The sequence below is a fragment of the Streptomyces pristinaespiralis genome (genome assembly GCF_001278075.1).
GTDB classification, from domain to species: domain Bacteria; phylum Actinomycetota; class Actinomycetes; order Streptomycetales; family Streptomycetaceae; genus Streptomyces; species Streptomyces pristinaespiralis.
Window position 1 is genome coordinate 3,832,573 of record NZ_CP011340.1, and the last position, 21,584, is coordinate 3,854,156.

General features: G+C 72.6%; 18 protein-coding genes and 1 pseudogene. 6 read left to right on the forward strand and 13 right to left on the reverse strand.

Going from position 1 to position 21,584, the window contains the following annotated elements; translation table 11 throughout:
• The first annotated feature begins 6 nt into the window (after positions 1-6).
• Positions 7-876, forward strand: coding sequence for an MBL fold metallo-hydrolase (locus SPRI_RS16100; protein ID WP_005313812.1), 870 nt, complete (start codon positions 7-9; stop codon positions 874-876).
• 702 nt (positions 877-1,578) lie between these two features.
• On the opposite strand, the gene SPRI_RS16110 is transcribed toward SPRI_RS16100, so the two are convergent.
• Entirely contained in the window at positions 1,579-2,238 is a 660-nt protein-coding gene (locus SPRI_RS16110; protein WP_005313815.1) for a TetR/AcrR family transcriptional regulator, read from the reverse strand.
• 172 nt (positions 2,239-2,410) lie between these two features.
• On the opposite strand from SPRI_RS16110, the gene SPRI_RS16115 reads away from it, so the two are divergent.
• Positions 2,411-3,529, forward strand: coding sequence for a serine hydrolase domain-containing protein (locus SPRI_RS16115; protein WP_037774030.1), 1,119 nt, complete (start codon positions 2,411-2,413; stop codon positions 3,527-3,529).
• Positions 3,530-3,672: 143 nt separating this feature from the next.
• Here the strand turns inward: SPRI_RS16115 and SPRI_RS16120 are convergent, their stop codons facing one another.
• Both SPRI_RS16120 and SPRI_RS16125 read right to left on the reverse strand, forming a co-directional pair.
• Positions 3,673-4,119, reverse strand: coding sequence for a hypothetical protein (locus SPRI_RS16120; protein WP_005313821.1), 447 nt, complete (start codon positions 4,117-4,119; stop codon positions 3,673-3,675).
• Positions 4,120-4,323: 204 nt separating this feature from the next.
• The gene (locus SPRI_RS16125) at positions 4,324-5,610 is read right to left on the reverse strand and encodes a geranylgeranyl reductase family protein (RefSeq protein ID WP_005313823.1); all 1,287 of its coding nucleotides are present in this window, start codon (positions 5,608-5,610) and stop codon (positions 4,324-4,326) included.
• A 122-nt stretch (positions 5,611-5,732) separates the two neighbouring features.
• Between SPRI_RS16125 and SPRI_RS16130 the strand changes: the two genes are divergently transcribed.
• On the forward strand, positions 5,733-6,263 hold the full coding sequence (locus SPRI_RS16130) for a GNAT family N-acetyltransferase (protein WP_005313825.1): 531 nt from the start codon (positions 5,733-5,735) through the stop codon (positions 6,261-6,263).
• Between the two features lie 56 nt (positions 6,264-6,319).
• Here SPRI_RS16130 and SPRI_RS38020 read toward each other — a convergent pair whose 3' ends face one another.
• From SPRI_RS38020 to SPRI_RS16165, 8 genes and pseudogenes are all read right to left on the reverse strand, one after another.
• Positions 6,320-8,779 carry a hypothetical protein gene (locus tag SPRI_RS38020; RefSeq protein ID WP_159039477.1) on the reverse strand — a complete coding sequence of 820 codons (2,460 nt, stop codon included), beginning with the start codon at positions 8,777-8,779 and terminating at the stop codon, positions 6,320-6,322.
• A 141-nt stretch (positions 8,780-8,920) separates the two neighbouring features.
• Positions 8,921-8,989: pseudogene (locus SPRI_RS39970) on the reverse strand (zinc-ribbon domain-containing protein); the annotation flags it as partial.
• Positions 8,990-9,133: 144 nt separating this feature from the next.
• Entirely contained in the window at positions 9,134-10,066 is a 933-nt protein-coding gene (locus SPRI_RS16140) for a glutaminase (protein ID WP_005313829.1), read from the reverse strand.
• 10 nt (positions 10,067-10,076) lie between these two features.
• A complete protein-coding gene (locus SPRI_RS16145) occupies positions 10,077-10,772 on the reverse strand; it encodes a demethylmenaquinone methyltransferase (RefSeq protein ID WP_053557035.1) in 696 nt (231 codons plus the stop codon).
• 247 nt (positions 10,773-11,019) lie between these two features.
• The gene (locus tag SPRI_RS16150; RefSeq protein WP_053557036.1) at positions 11,020-11,619 is read right to left on the reverse strand and encodes a hypothetical protein; all 600 of its coding nucleotides are present in this window, start codon (positions 11,617-11,619) and stop codon (positions 11,020-11,022) included.
• Positions 11,620-11,626: 7 nt separating this feature from the next.
• Entirely contained in the window at positions 11,627-12,826 is a 1,200-nt protein-coding gene (gene mqnC, locus SPRI_RS16155; RefSeq protein WP_005313837.1) for a cyclic dehypoxanthinyl futalosine synthase, read from the reverse strand.
• Positions 12,827-12,901: 75 nt separating this feature from the next.
• Positions 12,902-14,572 (reverse strand): serine/threonine-protein kinase, encoded by a 1,671-nt coding sequence (locus SPRI_RS16160; protein WP_037774034.1) that lies wholly within the window; start codon positions 14,570-14,572, stop codon positions 12,902-12,904.
• Positions 14,573-14,747: 175 nt separating this feature from the next.
• Entirely contained in the window at positions 14,748-15,623 is an 876-nt protein-coding gene (locus tag SPRI_RS16165) for a menaquinone biosynthetic enzyme MqnA/MqnD family protein (protein WP_005313842.1), read from the reverse strand.
• 295 nt (positions 15,624-15,918) lie between these two features.
• Here SPRI_RS16165 and SPRI_RS16170 point away from each other — a divergent pair, with 295 nt between their 5' ends.
• Positions 15,919-16,122: a cold-shock protein gene (locus SPRI_RS16170; RefSeq protein WP_003967102.1), complete on the forward strand. Its 204-nt coding sequence runs from the start codon at positions 15,919-15,921 to the stop codon at positions 16,120-16,122.
• A 176-nt stretch (positions 16,123-16,298) separates the two neighbouring features.
• Here the strand turns inward: SPRI_RS16170 and SPRI_RS16175 are convergent, their stop codons facing one another.
• Positions 16,299-18,221 carry an AMP-dependent synthetase/ligase gene (locus tag SPRI_RS16175; RefSeq protein WP_234020389.1) on the reverse strand — a complete coding sequence of 641 codons (1,923 nt, stop codon included), beginning with the start codon at positions 18,219-18,221 and terminating at the stop codon, positions 16,299-16,301.
• Positions 18,222-18,579: 358 nt separating this feature from the next.
• Between SPRI_RS16175 and SPRI_RS16180 the strand changes: the two genes are divergently transcribed.
• Positions 18,580-19,890, forward strand: coding sequence for a 3-oxoacyl-ACP reductase (locus tag SPRI_RS16180; RefSeq protein ID WP_053557037.1), 1,311 nt, complete (start codon positions 18,580-18,582; stop codon positions 19,888-19,890).
• On the forward strand, positions 19,887-20,756 hold the full coding sequence (locus SPRI_RS16185; protein ID WP_107082432.1) for a MaoC/PaaZ C-terminal domain-containing protein: 870 nt from the start codon (positions 19,887-19,889) through the stop codon (positions 20,754-20,756). Before SPRI_RS16180 ends, SPRI_RS16185 begins: the two co-directional genes overlap by 4 nt.
• On the opposite strand, the gene SPRI_RS16190 is transcribed toward SPRI_RS16185, so the two are convergent.
• Positions 20,725-21,402 (reverse strand): TetR/AcrR family transcriptional regulator, encoded by a 678-nt coding sequence (locus SPRI_RS16190; RefSeq protein WP_005313857.1) that lies wholly within the window; start codon positions 21,400-21,402, stop codon positions 20,725-20,727. The two genes, SPRI_RS16185 and SPRI_RS16190, sit on opposite strands and share 32 nt — an antisense overlap.
• Positions 21,403-21,584: the final 182 nt, after the last annotated feature.

Sequence of the window (21,584 nt, forward strand, 5' to 3'; positions counted from 1 at the left end):
GCGGTCATGCCCGCCAGCGTTCCCCGCCTCCGGATCGGCTCGACCGAGATCATCGCCCTCGCCGACGCCGAAGGACCGTTCTTCTCCCCGCGCGCCGAGGTCTTTCCCGGGGCCACGGCCGCTCAGTGGGCGGAGGCCGACCGCTACGACCCGGGCTCGGTCGACGCCGAGGGCCGCTGGCGGCTCCAGTTCCGCGCGTACGCGATCCGCGGCGACAAGGGCCTCACCGTCGTGGACGCCGGGATCGGTCCGGCGGACGGCCCGGCCGGCTCGTGGGCACCCGTGCCCGGTGTACTCCCCGCGTCGCTCGCCGCCGCGGGCATCGACCCGGCCGAAGTCGACACCGTGGTGCTCACACACCTGCACACCGACCACGTCGGGTGGGCGGTCGTGACCGAGGCGGCCGTCCCGCCGGCGGGCGGCGCGGTGGACGGCGCGGTGGACGGCGCGACTGCGACCGGCGGCCGCCGCCCTTATTTCCCGAACGCCGAATACCTGCTCCAGCGGGCCGAGTTCGACGCCCTGGACGCGCTCAACCCCCAGCTTCGCGAGGCCCTCACCGATCCGCTCGCGGCCGCCGGCCGGCTCCGGCTCCTCGACGGGGACACACCGCTGCGCACCGGGCGTGCGATCGCCACGCCCGGACACACGCCCGGCCACCAGAGCGTGCTGGTCGCCGACGGACGCGAGCGGGCGCTCGTCACCGGCGACCTCCTGGTGCACGCGCTCCAACTGCTCCACCCCGAGCTCGCCTACGCGCACGAGACCGACCCCGAGGCGGCCAGGCGCTCCAGGGAGCGCATGCTCGGCAGCAGAACCGCCACCACGCTGCACCTGGCGACGCCGCACCTGACGGAGCCGTTCCTCCTGGCGTGATCGCGGCCGTCCGGCAGACACAGGTCCCGGTTTTCTCGCTCCGGCGGTGTCGCGCGTCGTCCTCAGTCGTCCCGAGCGGCCACCGTGCGGTGAGGGCCGGCCTGTACCGGGTTGGTGGGCTCGGTGAGTCACGCCTTTGTGCCGGGCCGGGCCGGGGTCCCGTCCGGCCTTCGCGTCCGGCCGGCCGCCCGTCGCTGCGCTCCGCGGGCGACCAGGTGCTGCCCCCGCCGCGTTCGGTCACTGGCGCCCCGAGGCCGCCTCGTCCGCGAGCGTGGACCGGGCCGCACGGTCCGTCGTCGGCCTCGTCGACCTCGTCGGCCTTGTCGCTGCGGGCGCCCGGGACAGAGTCCAGAACTCGGCGTAGCGGCCACCGAGGCGCAGCACGTCATGGGTGCCCTCGTCGACGATCCGGCCGCGGGCTTCCCCCTGCCCAGAACTCTGGACGTCCTCTGCTCGCTGACCAGCTTCGTCGTCGGGCACGCCGCCGCGCAGGCGGGCAATGTCGGCGGGGCCGACAGCATGGCCTCGTTGGACCCGGACACGTACCCGTTGCTGGTCGGCGCCGCCCGCGGGTCGGGCGAGGACGCGGCCCGGGCACGCTTCGACTTCGCACTCGACGCGCGCTGTTGTCCGGATTCGAAGGGGAACTCGCCGTCGCCCCGGCCCCGGAGTGGAGGCAGTCGACGCTCGGAGCCGCCCGGGCTAGCTCGGGCGGACCGCGGCCTCGATGTGGGCGAGGTGGGCGGCGAGGATCTCCTCGAACGCGGCGCGGCGATCCGCCCCGAGAGGGCTGACGTCGCGGGCGAAGTGGGCCAGGGCGGGGAAGCGTTCGGGGTCGGCGCCGAGTACCGCGACGCGGAACAGCTCCATGCCCTGCTCGTACTCTTCCGGGGTGATGGTGCTGACCCCGGCCTCGGAGGCGATCAGCGCGGCAATGAGGACCGCGAGCCGGTGGTAGCGAGCCGGGATCTCCTCGTCGGGCAGTCCCGACGCACGCAGGGCCTGCAGCACCTCTTCCATGACCAGCCGGGAACCGGCGCCGCCTGACGCGTACCTCCCCCAGACCGCGGCGAGCTGGGGCTGTTGCCCGAACGCCTCCCTGACGCGCAGGGCCAGGGCGGTGATGCGCTGCTTCCAGTCGCCCTCGGCGCGGTAGCCGTCCATGGAGGCCAGGAGGATCCGGTCGGCGACCGCGCGCAGCAGTTCCGTCTTGCTGCGGAAGTGCCGGTAAAGACTGGAGGAATCGGTCCCGAGGGTCGCGGCGAGCTTGCGCACGCTGAACGACTCCGTGCCGCTCGTGCGCAGCAACTCCGCTGCCGCATCCAGGATCTCCTCGGTCGACCAGCGCCTTCGACCTGCCATTTCGCCCCTCTCGCCGAACTCAGTCTACCCATGCACACGGTGTTGCACGCACCGCGTGCATAATGGGGACGCAAGCATGCCGGGCGGGCCGGCATGCCTCTCGTGCCCTGTCACCCCAGGGCCGGGGGACCGACGTGGAGCTCACCCCGAGCAATGCGAAAGGACGCATGTCGTGAGGAACTCACTGGATTCAGCGGCGCTGGATGCCGCCGTCGAGGACGTCCACCGCGCCGGAATGCCGGGCCTGTTCGCCGAAGTGCGCGACGGCGACCAGGTCTGGCGCGGTGCCGCCGGGGTCGCCGATGTAGACACCGGTCGCCCCGTCACCGTCGGCATGCGGCACCGGGTCGGCAGCATCACCAAGACCTTCACCGCCGCGGCGGTCCTGCAGCAGGTCGAGGCCGGTCGGATCGGTCTCGACACACCGATCGGCCGATACCTGCCGGAACTGGTTCCCGGAGAACGCGGTGAGGCGATCACGGTCCGGATGTTGATCAACCACACCAGCGGCCTCGCCGAGTACTTCCCGTACGCCTACCCCTCCCTCAAGGCGTTCCCCGCCCTCGCGAACACCGGGCCCAAGAGCCTGGACGACCACCGGTTCACGCGGTTCGACCACGTCGAACTGATCGAGATGGGGGTCACCGCACCCGCCGTCGGCGCCCCGGGCGGTACGCCGGGGGTGTACTCCAACACCAACTACCTGCTCCTCACCCAGCTCCTGGGACAGGTGACCGGCACCACGGCTGAGCGGTACATCACCCGGGACGTCATCGGCCGCGCCGGACTCCGGGACACCGGATTCCCCGCCGGACCGGACATCGACGGGCCGCACTCGCGGCTCTACGAGGCGTGGTTCGGCATGATCGACCCGCCGCGCGACTACAGCGTCTACGACATGTCATGGGTGGGCCCGTCGGCCTCGCTGATATCGACCGTCACGGACCTCAACCGCTTCTACGGCCTGCTGCTCGCCGGCGAGATCGTCAGCCCGTCGTCGCTGGCGCAGATGCAGCGCACCGTCCCGGTCGTCTCCCAAGAGGGAAGGACGGGCGACTACGGACTCGGCCTGTATCCGATGGAGGCTGCCGGTGAGGACACCTTCTGGGGCCACGGCGGCACGGTCTGGGGCGGTGGAGCGCTGGCCATGACCCGCGCCGACGGCAAACGGCAGATGGCCGTCGCGGTGAACCTGCAGAGGTGGAACAGGCTCGACTCCGCCGGCAAGCCGCAGCCCCATCCCATCGACGACGCGCTCGCGGCTCTCCACCGCGTGGCGATGTACGGCTGACCGGTCGCCACCGGCCTGCACCGCCGCGACGCCCCGTCACCCTCGAGAGGGGAAGGCCTCTGCGCAGCGCCAGGACCCGTCCGGGGAACGACCACTCGGACGGGTCCATGCCGGCCTTGGGCGGAGCGTCGCAGTGCGGCCGCTCAGGTTTGGCACTGCGCCGTACCGGCGGTGGACCACCCGCTCCAGGCGGCCCCGTCGGCGCGGGCGTGTACGCGAATCTCGACCTTCACGGGCCCGCACACCCGGGTCGAGCTTCCCACCTCCGTGGGCTCGACCGTCCCACCTGCCGGGACATGGGTGCGACCACTGCCCAGCTTCACCCAGTGACCACCCTCGACGACACGGAAGAACGCCTCGTAGGAGACGTTCACCGCCCTCGGCCCCGTGTTGCGCGCCTTGATGTATGCCGTGATCTCCCGGGTGTGGATCCGGCCTTCCTTTCCGCGTTGGGCGCTGATGCAGCCGTTGACGGCCACCCGGCCGGTCGACACACCACCTCCGCAGGCGACCGCCGCGGCGTGAGCGTTGGTGGGAACGGCCAGCACGGTGAGCGCGGCAGCGCCCAGGATTGTTCCGATACGCCTCATACGCACAACTCTGCCCCTTTCGACCCTGATTGCCTCAGAGGAACCATGGCGCGTCGAGGCCTGGAGAACAGCGGCTCATCGAGTTCTTCACTCAGACGGAAGCGGGCAGCGCTCCGGCACGCGGGGCAGAACCGTCGGCAATCCCTCCGCGTCGCCGGGCAGCGGCAGGCGCAAGCAGCACACCACCCGGCAGCGCGGCGGACGTCATGCCTTCGGCGCGACCTTCGAGAGGCCGTTGATGATGCGGTCCATCGCGTCGCCGCCCGACGGGTCGGTCAGGTTCGCCAGCATCTTCAGCGTGAACTTCATCAGCAGCGGGTGGGTCAGACCGCGCTGCGTCGCGATCTTCATGACCTTCGGGTTGCCGATCAGCTTCACGAACGCGCGGCCCAGCGTGTAGTAGCCGCCGTAGGTGTCCTTGAGGACCTTCGGGTAGCGGTGCAGCGCCAGTTCGCGCTGCGCGGGGGTCTGCCGGGCGTGCGCCTGGACGATGACGTCGGCCGCGATCTGGCCGGACTCCATCGCGTAGGCGATGCCCTCGCCGTTGAACGGGTTGACCAGGCCGCCCGCGTCGCCGACCAGCAGCAGGCCCTTGGTGTAGTGCGGCTGGCGGTTGAAAGCCATCGGCAGGGCAGCGCCCCGGATCGGGCCCGTCATGTTCTCGTCGGTGTAGCCCCAGTCCTCCGGCATGGAGGCGCACCAGGCCTTCAGGACCTCGCGCCAGTCCAGCTCCTTGAAGGAGGCCGAGGTGTTCAGGACGCCGAGGCCGACGTTGGACGTGCCGTCGCCCATGCCGAAGATCCAGCCGTAGCCGGGCAGCAGCCGGTCCTCGCCCGGACCGCGCCGGTCCCACAGCTCCAGCCACGACTCGAGGTAGTCGTCGTCATGACGCGGGGAGGTGAAGTACGTACGGACCGCCACGCCCATCGGGCGGTCCTCCCGGCGGTGCAGGCCCATCGCCAGGGAGATCCGCGAGGAGTTGCCGTCGGCGGCGACCACCAGCGGGGCATGGAAGGTGACCGGGGTCTTGTCCTCGCCGAGCTTGGCGTGCACCCCGGTGATCCGGCCGGTGCGGTCGTCGATGACGGGAGCGCCGACGTTGCACCGCTCGTACAGCCGGGCGCCCGCCTTCTGGGCCTGGCGGGCCAGCTGCTCGTCGAAGTCGTCGCGCTTGCGGACCAGTCCGTAGTCCGGGTACGAGGCGAGTTCGGGCCAGTCGAGCTGGAGACGCACACCGCCGCCGATGATCCGCAGGCCCTTGTTCCGCAGCCAGCCGGCCTCTTCCGAGATGTCGATCCCCATGGAGACGAGCTGCTTCGTGGCGCGCGGGGTGAGGCCGTCGCCGCAGACCTTCTCGCGGGGGAAAGCGGTCTTCTCCAGCAGCAGCACGTCCAGCCCGGCCTTCGCCAGGTAGTACGCGGTGGTGGATCCGGCCGGGCCCGCCCCGACGACGATCACATCGGCACTGTGCTCGGTGAGGGCTTCGGTCACGGCGGCTTCTCCCGAGTATTCGATGGGGCATTCCGATATTTGCGTACCGAACGGCACAGGACCTGTGCAGTCTTGTGCAGTCTAAGGTGGCGTACCGATCAACCGACCGAAGGGCTCCGTCTATGAGCAGCAGGCCGCTTCCCGTCATACAGCTCCGGGTGCCCACGGACGAGGACGCCGTCGCCTGGCACCGTGTCTTCGACGACCCGGAGGTCATGGAGTTCCACGGCGGAAGAGCGGCCGAGCTGTCCGTGTACGAGGAGCTGACGGCGCGGCAGCGCAGACACGACGCCGAGCACGGTTTCTGCCTCTGGACGATGCTCGACGAGGACGGCGCGGTCGTCGGTTTCACGGGTGCCCAGCCCTGGCCGCACGAGGACTTCGGCCCGGTCGGCGAGATCGAGATCGGCTGGCGGCTGGCCCGTTCCGCCTGGGGCCGCGGCTACGCGACGGCCGCCGCCCGCACCACGCTGGAGCGGGTACGGGCGGCCGGGGTGGAGCGGGTCGTGGCGATGGTGAACTCCCGCAACGAGCGGTCCATCGCCGTGGCGAGGCGGCTCGGCATGGAACTCGCGGAGACGTTCACGACCCCGGTGTCCCGGCAGAGCGGGTACTGCTTCCGGCTGGAGCTCGGCGGCCCCGGCCGCCCCTGAGCGCCGGCGGGGCGCCCAGGGGCCGTCGCCCGCCGGGTTGCGTGACGGCCGCGGGCTCAGCCGACCTTGAAGGTGCCGACCGCCGTGGAGAACACGACGTCCTTGGCCGGATCCCACATGTCGGCGCGACCGGCGGCCAGAATCGCGTACTCGGTCCCGTCGGCGGCGACGAAGGCCTGGTCGATCACATGACGCCGCAGGTCGCTCTCCTCGGGTTCCGGAACGTGCGTGAACTCCCAGAGCGCGCCCGGCCGGCCCTGGTAGGTGTTCTCCTCCAGGCGGAGCCGCTCGTAGTCGCTCCCGGCCTTGGCCAGATGCTTCTGCTCCAGGCCCGTGAAGTTGTCGTACGAACTCATCGGCGTGTTCTTGACGATGCCGATCTGGATGTAGTCGCCGCCGGTGGGCGCCTCGTAGAAGACCTGGCTGCCGGCCTGCCGGCGTGACCACCCCTCCATCACGCCGACGGTGAACCCGGCGGGGTCCTGCTTCAGCACGAAACCGGCCGGGAGCACCGGGTCGGCGCCGGGCGACGGCCCCGTCGCGCCGGGAGACGCGGTCGTGGCCGGCGTGGTGGACGGCGCCGGGGGCGGCGGGGTCGGCGAGGGCGACGTGGAGGCCTTCGCATCCCCCTCGGGCGTCCCGACGACCTCGATGGAGGGATCGGCCCGGTCCTCCCGGTCCTGGAGCATCAGCACGCCCGCTGTCGCGCCGCCGCCGATGACGAACGCGGCGGTGAGGGTCGCCGTCCACACCAGGACCCGGCGCTTGCGGCCGCCGTCGGCGGCGGGGCCGTCGTACGCGCCGGGGTGCGGGGGCTGCGGCGCGTACGGTGCGGGCACATGGGCCGCGGCGCCGCCGTCCACGGCGGTGGGTGTGGGCACCGGGGCGGCCGGGTCCGGCCCGGGCGCGGCCCCCATGGCGCCGGGCGGCGCGGCCGGGCCCGCGCCGGCGGACCCGGCGGGGTGAGGCGCCTCTGCGGGGGCGCCGGAGGCGGGCGGTGCGGCGACCGCGGGGCCGGCGGTGCGGTCGGGCGTGGCCTCTGCAGGGCCGGAGGTCGGGTGAGGGGTCGCCTCCGGGGGGCCGGAGGTCGGGTGAGGGGTCGCCTCTGCGGGCGCGCCGGAGGCGGGCGGTGCGGCGGCTGCGGGGCCGGGGCCGGGGCCGTAGGGAGTCACGGGGTACCCCATGGGCGGCTGACCGGGCATGGGCCACACCGGCGGCTGCGGGGCGGGGCCCGTGGCCGGCTGCGCCGGGCCACCGCCCGTGAGGCGCAGCAGCACGGGGCCGAGCAGCAGCGCGCCGCCCACCCACAGCAGTCCGAACAGCAGCGCGTCCGGCACGCTCGGGGCCACCTCGGTCCTGCCCATGCCGCCGAAGTCGCCGACGGCGCCCGCCAGGTCCGTGGTGACTCCGCTGACGCCGGTGAACGTCAGGAGCAGCGCCAGCGTGAACGCCCCGGCCAGCACCTGCTCGCGGCGGTCGGCCGAGCGCCGGGCCGTCCAGAGGCCGATGGCCAGCGCGCACACGGTGCCGAGCACCAGGGCGCCGGCCACGGCGCCCCCGCCCCATTCGTCGGAGATCTCCCCGAGGCCGATGGAGCCGCGCTCCACGGCGGAGTCACCCCATCCGACGCTGCCGCGGAAGCTGTACTCGACGGAGCCACCCCAGCTCAGCCCCAGCACGGCGAAACCGATGTTGGGCAGGAGCGGCAGCGCGAGCAGCAGGGCCGTGCCGTCCACGTCGTCGGTACGGGCGAAGACCACGAAGCCGACCAGCGAGCACAGCGCGGCCACCGCGCACACCACTCCGGCGGCCGTGCCCAGTGCCCGGACCGCCGACCGGGCGCCGGGACGCTGCGCGAGCGCGGCCGCGAACCGGTCCCGCTGAAGCACCCAGCCGGTCACCACCAGGGAGATCACAAGGGCGCCGAGCGCGGCGAGCACGGGCGAGGAGGAGACCTTCACGCCCATGATCTCGGGCTGTGCGAACAGGCCGAGCACCAGTACCGCGCCCGTCACCAGGACGGAGACACGCACCGCGGCCTCCGGTCCCTCGCCGCGCCGGCGCAGTGTCCGGGCGCCCAGCCAGAGGGCGGCGATCCACAGCGCGGTCACCGTCAGCGGTACGAGCGAGAGGGACGCCGCTCCCTGAGCGAGGTCGTCCATGCCGGAGCCGAAGGAGCCGTCACCGTCGGATTCGAAGCCGGAACCGCCGCCGAAGCCGGAACCGCCCGGCCCGTACGGCGACGCTCCGGCAGCCTTCAGCTCGAAGCCGCCGCCGACACCCTGGAGCAGCAGGGCGAGGGCGATCCGGAGCCGCTCGCTCCAGCCGACGAAGACGTCGTCGTCCTGGCCGTAGGAAGGAATCGCCAGCCCGATCGCGAGCACCAGGAGCAGTCCGGTCGGCCACACGGCGGCCTTCGCGGCCGACAGCCAGTCGCCCTTCAGCGCCCGGCCGAGGAACGCGCCGAGGGGCGACGGCGGTACGGGGCCGGGCCCGTACCCCGGCGGGGGCGGCACGGCGGGAGCGGGCGGCGCAGCCGGTGCCGAAGGGGCCGACGGAGGCGGGGCGGCAGGGGCCGACGGAGGCGGCGGAGCGGCGGGTGCCGGAGGGGCCGGCGACGCCGCCGGCGCGGACGGCACTTCGGGCAGCCGCTCCTTCCCGCATTTCATGCAGAAGCGCGCCTCGTCCGGGAACGGGGTGCCGCAGTGCAGGCAGTACGACGCCATGGGGAGACTCCGAAAGGGCAAGCGGTGACGGGGAGACGGGGACGAAGGGCACAAGGGCCGTGAGCGGTCTTAGACAACTGACTCATCTTCACCATCGGGTGGTTCCCGTCAACTCGCCCTTCCACAAAGGAAGTAGGCGCGTCCTCAGAACACGGACAGACCCGTCAGTGTCGTGAAGCGGTCCAGTGCGGCCACCCCCGCCACCGAGTTGCCCCGCGCGTCAAGACCCGGGCTCCAGACGCACAGCGTGCACCGCCCCGGCACGACCGCCACGATCCCACCGCCCACCCCGCTCTTTCCGGGCAGTCCGACGCGGTAGGCGAAGTCCCCTGCCGCGTCGTAGGTACCGCACGTGAGCATCACGGCGTTGATCTGCTTTGCCTCGCTGCGGGTCAGCAGCCGCGAGCCGTCGGCGCGCAGCCCGTGCCGGGCCAGGAAACGGGCGGCCAGGGTGAGATCGGCGCAGCTCATCTCGATCGAGCACTGCCAGAAGTAGTGGTCGAGCAGTGTCGGCACGGGGTTGACGATGTTGCCGTACGAGGCCATGAAGTGGGCGAGGGCGGCATTGCGGTCGCCGTGCGCGGACTCCGACTCGGCGACCTCGGGGTCGAACGCCAGGTCCGGGTTGCCGCTCTCCTGCCGCAGGAACTCCAGCAGTTCGCTGCTCGCGTCGCCGGTCAGGGTCTGCAGCCGGTCGGTGACGACGAGGGCTCCGGCGTTGATGAACGGGTTGCGCGGGATCCCGTTCTCGTACTCCAGCTGCACCAGCGAGTTGAAGGGGTTGCCGGAGGGTTCACGGCCGACGCGCTCCCACAGGCTCTCGTCGTCCGCGGCGAGGGCGAGCGCCAGGGTGAAGACCTTGGTGATCGACTGTACGGAGAAGGGGCGTTGCCAGTCCCCCACCCCGTACACCTTGCCGCTGACGTCGGTGACGGCCATGCCGAAGCGGTGCGGGTCGACCGAGGCGAGGGCCGGGATGTACTCGGCGGGCGTGCCGCTGCCGATCAGCGGGGCGACGTCGGCCGCGATCTGTTCCAGGACCGCCTGGTAGTCGACGGCGATCCCCTGATGCTCCATGTCCGGCTGCCTACCGGGGCCTGGTGCCGCGGTGCAGTGCCACGATGCCGCCGGACAGGTTGCGCCAGGCGACCTCGGACCAGCCGGCCTGCTGCAGGCGGCCGGCGAGCGCGGGCTGGTCGGGCCAGCTCTGGATCGACTCGGCGAGGTAGACGTAGGCGTCGGGGTTGGAGGAGACGGCGCGCGCCACGGGAGGCAGGGCGCGCATCAGGTACTCCTCGTACACGACGCGGAACGGCGCCCAGGTGGGGTGCGAGAACTCGCAGATGACCACGCGTCCGCCCGGCCTGGTCACCCGGTACAGCTCACGCAGCGCGGCGTCGGTGTCCTGCACGTTGCGCAGTCCGAAGGAGATCGTCACGGCGTCGAAGACCCCGTCGGCGAACGGCAGCTTCGTCGCGTCGCCCGCGGTGAGCGGCAGCCAGGGGTTGCGCTTCTTGCCTTCGCGCAGCATTCCGAGGGAGAAGTCGCAGGGCACGACGTACGCGCCGGCGGCCGTGAACGGCAGGGACGAGGTCCCGGTGCCCGCGGCGAGGTCGAGGACCTTCTGCGCGGGGCGGGCGTCGACCGCCTTGGCGACCTCCTTGCGCCACAGCCTGGCCTGGCCGAGGGAGAGCACGTCGTTGGTGAGGTCGTACTTGGCCGCGACGTCGTCGAACATCGAGGCGACTTCGTGCGGCTGCTTTTCCAGGGAGGCTCGGGTCACGGACCCATTGTGCAACCCGGCCCGCCGACGCGACGGACCAGGGTTCCGCCCGCGCGCCACGGGTCCCGCCGGACGTCCCGTGCGCAGTCGGCACGCACCCCTTCCCGCGCGCCGGCGCTGCGAGGAACGGTGGATGTGCGCAGGACGGTGACGCTGCCGGGCGGCACCGAGGACCGGGCGTCGATCCCGGGGGCCGAGCTGTCCCCGCCGGCCGAGGCGGGGCGGCCGGCGGGCGGCGCGGGCCCGGCTACCTGCTCCGGTGGACCAGCCGCCCGCCGATGACGGTGGCCACGCAGGTCGACGCCCCGCGCCGGACCAGTTCGGCCCGGTCCCGCACGTCGAAGACCGCGAACCGGGCGGGGCCGCCCGGAGCCGGCATGGGAAGCAGGACGAGCGGCACCGGCGAGAAGGACGGGGGCCCCGGCAGGTTCGGCGGGCGTCCGCCCACGACCAGCCCGGCACGCCGCACGGCGTCCAGCGCGGGCCGGCTGCGCAACTCGCCCGCGATGGCGACCGTTCCGTGCGCCAGCATGCGCTGGACACCGCGGCGGGCGCTCGCCCCCCGCCGTGACGCGTCGGCGCGGAAGACGGCCTGCGCCCGCTCCCCCGTGATCGGCTCCGTGCCCAGCTCGGCGGCCTCGCGCGGGTCCGGGTGGTAGGTGGCTTCCAGCAGCTCGGGCCCGTAGGGGTTGAGCAGTCCCGGGGTGAGGATGCCGGGCCACCGTCGTACCCGCGCCTGCGGGCGGACGGCGGCCAGCTCCTCGTACGGGCCGACGGCCGCGACCTGCGCGCCGTCGACGAGGACGGCGAGCTCGGGCGAGGCCTCGGCGACGTGAAGGGTCAGCACGACGGCCTCAGTTCGAGGCGAGCAGCTTCAGCTCGGGGTGCGCCGTTCCGCCCTCGATCGCCGTGGACGAGATGTGCGACACGACCCGCTCGTCGACCGGGTCGTCCGCCGGGTCGTCGTGCACCACGATGTGCTCGTACGTCGTGGTCCGCTGCGCCGGGACGCGGCCCGACTTGCGGATCAGGTCGATGATCTCCATGCGGTTGGAGCGGTGCTTGGCGCCCGCCGAGGAGACGACGTTCTCCTCGAGCATGATCGAGCCGAGGTCGTCCGCGCCGTAGTGCAGCGACAGCTGGCCGACCTCCTTGCCGGTGGTGAGCCAGGAGCCCTGGATGTGCGCGACGTTGTCGAGGAAGAGCCGGGCGATCGCGATCATGCGCAGGTACTCGAAGAGCGTCGCCTGCGTACGGCCCTTGAGGTGGTTGTTCTCGGGCTGGTACGTGTACGGGATGAACGCGCGGAAGCCGCCCGTGCGGTCCTGCACGTCACGGATCATGCGCAGGTGCTCGATGCGCTCGGCGTTGGTCTCGCCGGTACCCATCAGCATCGTGGAGGTGGACTCCACGCCCAGGTTGTGCGCGATCTCCATGATCTCGAGCCACCGCTCGCCGGACTCCTTGAGCGGGGCGATCGCCTTGCGGGGACGCTCCGGCAGCAGCTCGGCGCCGGCGCCCGCGAAGGAGTCGAGACCGGCGGCGTGGATGCGCGTGATCGCCTCTTCGACGGACACCCCGGAGATCCGGGCCATGTGCTCCACCTCGGACGCGCCGAGCGAGTGGATCACCAGCTGCGGGAACTCCTTCTTGATGGCCGCGAAGTGCTGCTCGTAGTACTCGACGCCGTAGTCCGGGTGGTGGCCGCCCTGGAACATGATCTGCGTGCCCCCGAGCTCGACGGTCTCCGCGCAGCGGCGCAGGATGTCGTCGAGGTCGCGGGTCCAGCCCTTCGCGGTGTCCTTCGGCGCGGCGTAGAAGGCGCAGAACTTGCACGCCGTGACACACACGTTGGTGTAGTTGATGTTGCGCTCGATGATGTACGTCGCGATGTGCTCGGTGCCGGCGTACCGGCGCCGGCGCACGGCGTCCGCCGCCACGCCCAGGGCGTGCAGCGGAGCGGAGCGGTAGAGCTCGAGCGCTTCCTCCGCCGTGATCCGCCCGCCTTCTGCGGCACGGTCCAGGACGGGCTGAAGATCGGCCTTCTCGGTCACCGGGCGTCACCCTTCGGCGGTTTTTCGGTGGATCTACGGACCGATCCAGGCTACGCCACCCCTCCGGCCGGTCCGTCAGCCGGTCTTCTTGGTGAGGGTGGCGGTGGGCAGGCCCGCGGCCTCCTCGTCGGAGCGGTAACGCAGCGTCCCGTCGTCCTCGAGCGTGAACACCAGTCCGGCCTTCCCGGAGGTGCACTGGCCCTGCTTTCCCGGCCGTTCGGGGTCGGTGCGCTCGTCGACGCGCAGGGACCGTGCCGTGCTGCCCGCGGCGAGCCTGCCGACTCCGTGGCACTCGACGCTCACCCCCAGCACGGAGATCGAGGTGGTGGTGCGCACGACGTCCTCACCCCTGCCGCCCTCGGTGAAGGTGACGGTCAGCGTGCCGTGCGGCAGGCCGGTCCGCTCGACCGCGGGCCCGCTCCACGTGCCGAGGAACGCCTCGGGCACCTCCTGGACCTGGGCGGAGGCGGACTCGCTGGGCGCCTTCGACGCCGTCGCGGCGGGCGGCTGGGCGCCGGCGTCCCCCTTGTCCGCGCCGGGGCCGCCCCGCCACATGTCGAGCAGGAGACCGCCGCCGACCGTGACGGCGGCGAGGGCGCCCGCGACGGTGAGCGCCACTGTGCAGCTGATCCGGCGGCCCGGCCGGCCGCCGCCCGCGGTGAGGGAGATGCCGTTCCCCGGCGCCTCGGAGGGGCCGGTCGGCGTCCCGCCCGGCGGCGGCGCCCAGCCGGCCGGGGCCTGCCCCGCCAACGCCGGTTCGACCGGCGGTCCGAAGACACCGACGGCCGGGCTGCTGAACGCGATGGGGCCCGACGCGGCCGTCCCGGGCGGGGCTTCGGGCGCGGGCGGGGGCTCGGGCAGCGATTCCAGGTGCAGCAGCTCCACCGCCGCACGGCTGATCTGCTCGACCAGCGGGCCCGGCAGCCACCCCGATGTCTGCTCCGGGGTGCCGCCGAGCCGTTCGGTGATCTCGGCGGGGGCCGGCCGGGCGGCCGGGTCCTTGGCCAGACAGGCGGCCACCAGCTCCCTCAGCCCGCCCTCCAGCGCGCCGAGTTCGGGCTCCTCGTGCACCACCTTGTAGAGCAGTGCGGCGGAGGAGTCGCCGTGGAAGGGGGCGGTGCCGGTCGCCGCGTACGCGAGGACCGCGCCGAGGGAGAAGACGTCGGCGGCGCCGGTGACACCCTTGCCGAGGATCTGCTCGGGAGACATGTAACCGGGTGACCCGACGGAGACGCCGGTGGAGGTGAGGGACGCCGTGCCGTCCGTGGCGCGGGCGATGCCGAAGTCGATCAGCCGCGGCCCCTCCAGCGTCAGCAGCACGTTGGACGGCTTCACGTCCCGGTGCACCAGCCCCAGCGCGTGCACGGCGACCAGCGCCCGTGCCAGTCCCGCGCCCAGCACCCGCACCGCGTCCACGGGCAGCGCCCCGTGGTCCGTGACCGCCTGCGTGAGGGAGGGCCCGGCGACATAGCCGGTCGCCACCCACGGCACCGGCTCGTCGGGGCCGGCGTCGAGGACCGGGGCGGTCCACTCCCCGCCGACCCGTCGTGCCGCCTCCACCTCACGGCGGAACCGGGCACGGAACTCGTCGTCGAGCGCGAAGTGCGGATGGACGACCTTGACCGCGACGGTGCGACCGCCGGCGCTGCGCCCCAGGTAGACGCGGCCCATTCCGCCCGCCCCGAGCCGGCCCAGCAGCCGGTACGCGCCGATGCTGCGCGGCTCGCCGGGATCAAGCGGCTGCATCTGAACTCCCCCGTTCGGCATCCTGCGCCAGTCGGCCCTCAGCCTAGGGGCTGCCGCAACCGGCCGGGCCGGGGAGCCGGGCGGGACCGCGGTGCGGCTGCCGGCCCGCGAGCCGGACCGGACGCGGTGCGGCCACCTTCGGCGGCCGGGCCCGGGTCCCGGGCGGGAACGCGGTTCAGCTGCCGAGGAGTTCGACCTTCACGTCCGCGGGGAAGCCGGTCGTCGGCCCGGTCCTGCGGGCGAATTCCGTGACGCCCGCGAGCTGGTCGGGACCGAAGCGGAAGTCCAGCGTCGTGAAGTACCGCTCCAGCAGCTCCGCGTCGAAGGCCTCCCAGCGCGCCGCCTGCTCGGCGACCTTGCCGACCTCTTCGAGGGACAGGTCCCGGGAGGCGAGGAAGGCCTCGTGCACCTTGCGCACCACGAGGGGCTCGCGGGCCAGGTAGTCCTTGCGCGCGGCCCAGACGGCGAAGACGAAGGGCAGTCCCGTCCACTCCTTCCACATCTGACCGAGGTCGTGGACCTGGAGACCGAGACGGGGGGCGTCGTGGAGGGAGGCCCGCAGCGCGGCGTCGCCGATCAGGACGGCCGCGTCGGCCTCCTGCATCATCACCCCGAGGTCGGGCGGGCACGTGTAGTAGTCGGGGGCGACCCCGTACTGCTCGGCGAGCAGCAGCTGGGCCAGCCGCACCGACGTACGGGAGGTCGAGCCGAGCGCGACCCGTGCCTTGTCGAGCTGCTCCAGCGGGAGCTGCGACACGATCACGCAGGACATCACGGGGCCGTCGCAGCCCACGGCGAGGTCGGGAAAGGCGACGAGTTCGTCGGCATTGCGAAGGAATTCCACGAGGGTGACGGGCGCGATGTCGAGTTCGCCCCTCACCAGCCGTTCGCTGAGCTTCTCCGGCGTGTCCTTCGTCAGTTCGAGATCGAGGAGAGTTCCGGTCCTGGCGAGCCCCCAGTAAAGGGGGAGGCAGTTCAGGAACTGGATGTGACCGACACGCGGCCGGCTGCGACGGAGGTCGGTTGCTGTGCTTTCTCCAAGACTGTCCACATCGTGAGGCTAGACCTGCCTCCCGGATCCTTCCGCGCCGGGTCGCCGCGATCGTCCGACGCGACCCGTCCGAGCTGGGCTTCGTCAGCCCGAAGAGGCGGCGGTCAAACGTCCGGGTGACGTGATCTTTCCCTCTACCGCTGCGCACATGCTGCGTGCTAGGCTCGACGCAAGTTGCAGTTTGGTTTCCCTTGCAGTACAGAGCCTGCGGAGCATGTAACCCGCAGGCTTTTGTAGTTTTCAGACTTCTTGCAGGTTCTGGAGCAGGGCAACCCTTTGGCCCATAGGAGGGCTTATGGCTACCGGAACCGTCAAGTGGTTCAACGCTGAAAAGGGCTTCGGCTTCATCGCCCAGGACGGCGGCGGCCCGGATGTCTTCGTCCACTACTCCGCGATCAACGCGTCCGGGTTCCGCTCCCTCGAGGAGAACCAGGTCGTGAACTTCGACGTCACCCAGGGCCCGAAGGGCCCGCAGGCGGAGAACGTCACCCCGGCCTAGTCAGCCAGGGTCGGCGATCGCGCACGACTCAGCATTACCCAAGGAGCCCCGACCCCGTACGCCGTACGGAGCCGGGGCTCCTGCCTTTCCTCGGACCGTCCGGATCTTTCCCGGTCCTTTCCACGGCCTTTCCCGGTTCTCCTCAGGTCTGCGGGGCTGAGGCCTCCCGGTTCTCCTCAGTCCCGCCGGCCGTCGTACAGGGACTCGATCTCCGCCTCGAAGTCACGGGCGATCGCCGCGCGCTTCAGCTTCAGGGACGGCGTCAGATGCCCGCTCTCCTCCGTGAAGTCCGCGGTCAGCACCTTGAAGCGGCGGATCGACTCCGCCCGTGAGACCAGCCGGTTGGCCTCGTCGACCGCCCGCTGGAGCGCCTCCAGCAACTCCTCGTCCCGGACCAGGTCGGCCGGTGACAGATGGGTCTTCTTCTTCATCCGCCGCCAGTGGTCGATGCCGTCCTGTTCGAGCGTGAGCAGAGCGGTGATGTACGAGCGGTTGTCACCGACGACCATGCACTGGGCCACCAGCGGATGGGCCCGCAGCCAGTCCTCCAGCGGAGCCGGTGCGACGTTCTTGCCGCCGGACGTGATGATGATGTCCTTCTTGCGTCCGGTGATCGTCAGATAGCCGTCGTTGTCCAGGGCTCCGAGGTCACCGGTGGGCAGCCACCCCTCGGGATCCGTCAGCGGCACGGCCACGCCGCTGACCGCGTCCCAGTGGCCGGCGCAGACCTGGCCGCCGCGCAGCAGCACCTCGCCGTCGTCGGCGATGCGCACCGCCGTGCCGGGCAGTGGCCAGCCGACCGTGCCGAGGCGGGGCCGCAGCGGCGGGGTCACCGTGGAGGCGGCGGTGGTCTCGGTGAGTCCGTAGCCCTCGAAGACCTCGACGCCGGCGCCCGCGTAGAACGAGGCGAGCCGGCCGCCCAGGGGCGAGCCGCCACAGATCGCGTAGCGCACCTTGCCGCCGAGCGCCGCCCTGATCCGGCGGTAGACCAGCGGGTCGTACAGGGCCCGCGCCGCCCGGAGGCCGAGCGAAGGGCCGGGACCGGTGCCGTGTTCGGCCGCCTCCACGGCCCGCCCGTACCGCTGGGCGATCTTCGCGGCACGGTCGAAGGAGGAGGCACGGCCCAGTTTCTCCGCGGTGGCGCGGCCGGTGTTGTACACCTTCTCCAGGACGTACGGGATCGCCAGCAGGAACGTCGGCCGGAATCCGGCCATGTCCGCGAGCAGGTCCTCGGTCCGGATGGAGGGGGCGTGCCCGAGCCGGACCCGGGCGCGCAGGCAGCCGATGGCGACCATGCGGCCGAAGACGTGGGAGAGGGGCAGGAACAGCAGGGTCGAGGCGGGTTCCTTGCTGACCGACTTGAAGACGGGGTGCAGCAGTTCGACCGCGTTGTCGACCTCGGCGAAGAAGTTGGCGTGGGTGAGCACACAGCCCTTGGGGCGGCCGGTGGTGCCCGAGGTGTAGATCAGCGTCGCGATCGTGTCCGGCGACAGTCCCGCCCTGCGCGCCGTGACCACGGCGTCGGGGATCCCGGCCTCCTCACCGGCCTTGCGGAGCTGGGCGACCGCCCCGGTGTCGAACGCCCACAGGTGGGTCAGGCCCGGCAGTTGCCGGCGTTCCTGGCTGATCGTCCTGGCCTGTGCGGCGGTCTCGACGACGCAGGCGACGGCCCCGGAGTTCTCGAGGATCCAGCGTGCCTGGAAGGCGGAGGAGGTCGGGTAGACGGGGACGGTGACCAGGCCGGCCGCCCAGGCGGCGAAGTCGAGGAGCGTCCACTCGTACGTCGTACGGGACATGATCGCGACCCGGTCGCCCGGTTCCAGCCCTTCGGCGATCAGCCCTTTCGCGACGGCGAGCACGTCGTCGGCGAACTGCGCCGCGGTCACGTCCCGCCAGGTGCCGTCGGCGTCCTTGACGCCGAGGACCGCGTCCCCGGGCGCCTCGCGGGCGTTGTGGAAGGGGATGTCGGCGAGCGAGCCGTGGGTGACGGCCGGCACGAGCGCCGGCACGGACACCTCCCTGACGACGCCGTTCACCCGCTTCTTGTGCGGTTCGACCGGCACGGGCGCACCGGCGGGGACAACCAGATCGACTGACACGTGCGGCTCCTCGTCATGAAGGCTGACAGGTGTGCTGCGCGGGGACCGGCTCACCCGCCGCGACCCTGGCGGGCCCGGGCGGCCCACGGCCGGAAGGGGACTCGGGCACGGCGCCCGGAACCTGTGGGGGCCCGGCCCCGGTGCGGCCGCGACCGGCAGGGGGCGGGCGGGCGCCGATCGTCGCCGGGCACCGCGTACGTGACGCACGACGCCCGTCCGGCAGGCGGCGAGGTACCCGAGCGACCGCCGGTCGCCGCAGCCCCGACGTGAGGCGACGTCGGCACCATCTCGACCAACTCCTGACCCTTGAGTAACCTTACTCAGGAGTAAATCTAAGACCGAGCAGGGAGTCAGGACAATGGCGGACCGCTATCTGAACCTCACCGGCACGGCGCCCGGTCGATTCCTCGCCGGCCGTCTCGGTCTTCCCCGCCCGGTCCCGCTGCGCCGCTGGAGCCTTGAACACCCGAGGCTCGACGGCCCGTTGCTCACCCTGACCGCGGGGTCGTCCGCGCTCGACGGCCCGCTGCCCGACCTCGGGACGCGGCCGGTCGCCGCTGCTGAACGCCCGGCCGGTGTGCTGCTCGACGCGACCGGTGTCTCGGACGTCGCCGGCCTGGCACAGGTGCACGCCGCACTGCACCCCGTCGTCCGCGGCCTCGCCGACTGCGGCCGCGTCGTCGTCCTCGGCGCGCGCCCGTCCGCGGACGACCACCACCAGGCAGCCGCGCAACAGGCGCTCGAGGGCTTCGTCCGTTCCCTGGGCAAGGAGATCGGCCGGGGCGGCACGGCCAACCTCGTCCGGCTGACCGGCCCTTCGCCCTCCGCCGCCGGGTCCACGCTGCGCTTCCTCCTCTCGCCCCGGTCCGCGTACGTCAGCGGCCAGGTCGTCGAACTCGCCGACGCGGAACCGGAGCTGCCCGCCGATCCGGCCCGCCCGTTCACCGGCCGCACCGCGGTCGTCACCGGCGCCGCCCGGGGCATCGGCGCCGCCGTGGCCGAGGTCCTCGCCCGCGACGGCGCCCGCGTCGTCGCTCTGGACGTCCCCGGGGCGGCCGGTGAACTGGCGCGCACCGCGGAGCGGCTGGGCGCGACAGCGCTCCCCCTCGACATCACGACGGACGACGCGGCCTACCGCATCGCCTCCGCGCTGCCCGACGGCCGGCTGGACGTCCTCGTCCACAACGCGGGCATCACCCGGGACCGCCGGCTCGCCAACATGCCGGCGGACCGCTGGGCCCCGGTGCTCGACGTCAATCTCGCCGCGGTCCTCGACACCACGGACGCCCTGCTGAAGACGGGCACGCTCAGCCGCGGCGGGCGCGTCGTCGCCACCGCGTCCATCGCCGGCATCGCGGGCAACACGGGTCAGACCAACTACGCGGCGAGCAAGGCCGGGATCATCGGCATGGTCCGCTCTCTCGCGCCACGGGCCGCCGCCGCGCACGGCGTGACCGTCAACGCGGTCGCTCCCGGCTTCATCGAGACCGGCATGACCGCCGCCGTCCCGCTCTTCGTCCGGGAGGCCGGCCGCCGGATGAACTCGCAGATACAGGGCGGGCTGCCCGTGGACGTCGCGGAGGCGACCGCCTTCCTGGCCCACCCCTCCTCGGGTCCGGTCAACGGCCAGATCCTGCGCGTCTGCGGCCAGAGTCTGCTGGGGGCGTGACCGTGCGGACCACCACGCTCACCTCGGCGCCCCCGCTCACGCCGCTGCTGCTCCGGGGGGCGGCGCTGTCCCCGCTGAAGCGCCGTGTCCACGCCGGGGCGCAGCTCCCCGGCGTCCGGCTGGTGCTGCCCGGGGCCCGCACGGACGCCGGGCGCCTCGCCGCGTACGCCGGGATCTGCGGCTTCCCGGCGGGCACTGCGCTGCCACTGACCTACCCCCACATCCTCGGGTTCCCGCTCGCCATGCGACTGATGGCCGACCGTGCCTTCCCGCTGCCGCTCCTCGGACTGGTCCACACCCGCATCGAGATCGTCCGGCACGGGCCTGCGCTGACGAGCTCCGACCGGCCGGAGGTGGCGGTCCACGCGGAGGAACTGATCCCCCACCGGCGCGGCACCGAAGTGGTCGTGGCGACAGAGGCACGGCTCGGCGGCGAACTGGTCTGGGAGTCCCGCAGCTCCTACCTCGCCCGGCACCGCACCACCCACGACGTCCCGCGAGAGGACGCCCCCGCCACCGGGCCGCTGCCCGCCGTCGCCGAATGGCGGGTCCCCGGCGACCTCGGCCGTCGCTACGGCGCGGCCTCCGGCGACCGCAACCCGATCCACCTGCACCCGCTCACGGCCAGGCTCTTCGGATTCCCCCGCGCCATCGCCCACGGCATGTGGACGTTCGCCCGCTGCCTGGCGGAGGCCGAACGGACCGGCGGGCCGGCGGACGGGGCACGGGCGGAGTTCCGGGCGCCCGTGCTGCTGCCCGCCGACGTCACCTACGCGGCGGCCACCGCCCCGGACGGCACCCGCTTCGAGCTGCGCAGCGGCGACCGCGTACACCTCACCGGGGAGACCAGCGCTCCCCGTGCATGAGGCCGCCGAGGCCGGTCCACGCGAAGTTCATCAGGAGGCCGGCGGCCTCCTTCGCCGAGATGCCGCCGGCTTCGTTCGCCCACCCCGCGAGCGACTCCGCGGCCCCCACGAGCGCCTGCGCGAGACCTTCGACGTCCCGGTCCGCCAGCTCGGCGCTGCGGTTCGACCCCGTCGCGCCCGGCGCCGGGGGCACACCCTGGCGGGCCGCCGCGCCGATCAGCACGGTCACGAAGGCGGCGATCTCCTCCCGCATCCGCGCGACCTCGGCCGCGAACGGTTCACCGTGCGTCCGCGCCTGACGGTGCAGCACCGACCAGCCGTCCGGGTTCTCCTGCGTGTGCCGGAAGAAGGCCTCCAGCCCCGCCCACATCTGCCGGTCCGCCGTCAGCCCCGGCTGGATCGCGGCCTGCACGGCCTCGGTGAGCCGCTGCGCCTCACGCCTGATGCAGGCGGTGAAGAGCTCCTCCTTGGAGTTCAGGTACAGGTACACCAGGGGCTTGGACACACCGGCGAGCTCCGCGATCTCGTCCATCGAGGCGGCCCGGTAACCCAGCTGCCCGAAGGTCCGCACGGCAGCGTCCATCATCTGCTGCTCGCGCACGGCCCGCGGCATGCGCTTGGTCCTCGCGCCCTTCACCGCACTCATCTCAGTGTTCCTCCCGCCCCGTGCCCTTACTCAGCAGTAAGCCTACGACTCTGGCAGTTGACTGCGTCATAGCGGCGTTCATGGCCCGCATTAAGGTCCACTCCGCGCGGCGGGGTCAACCGCGCGCGACGGGTCTCGGCCGTATCCGGGCGGGCCCGGACATACGTGTGCTGTGCCCGCGG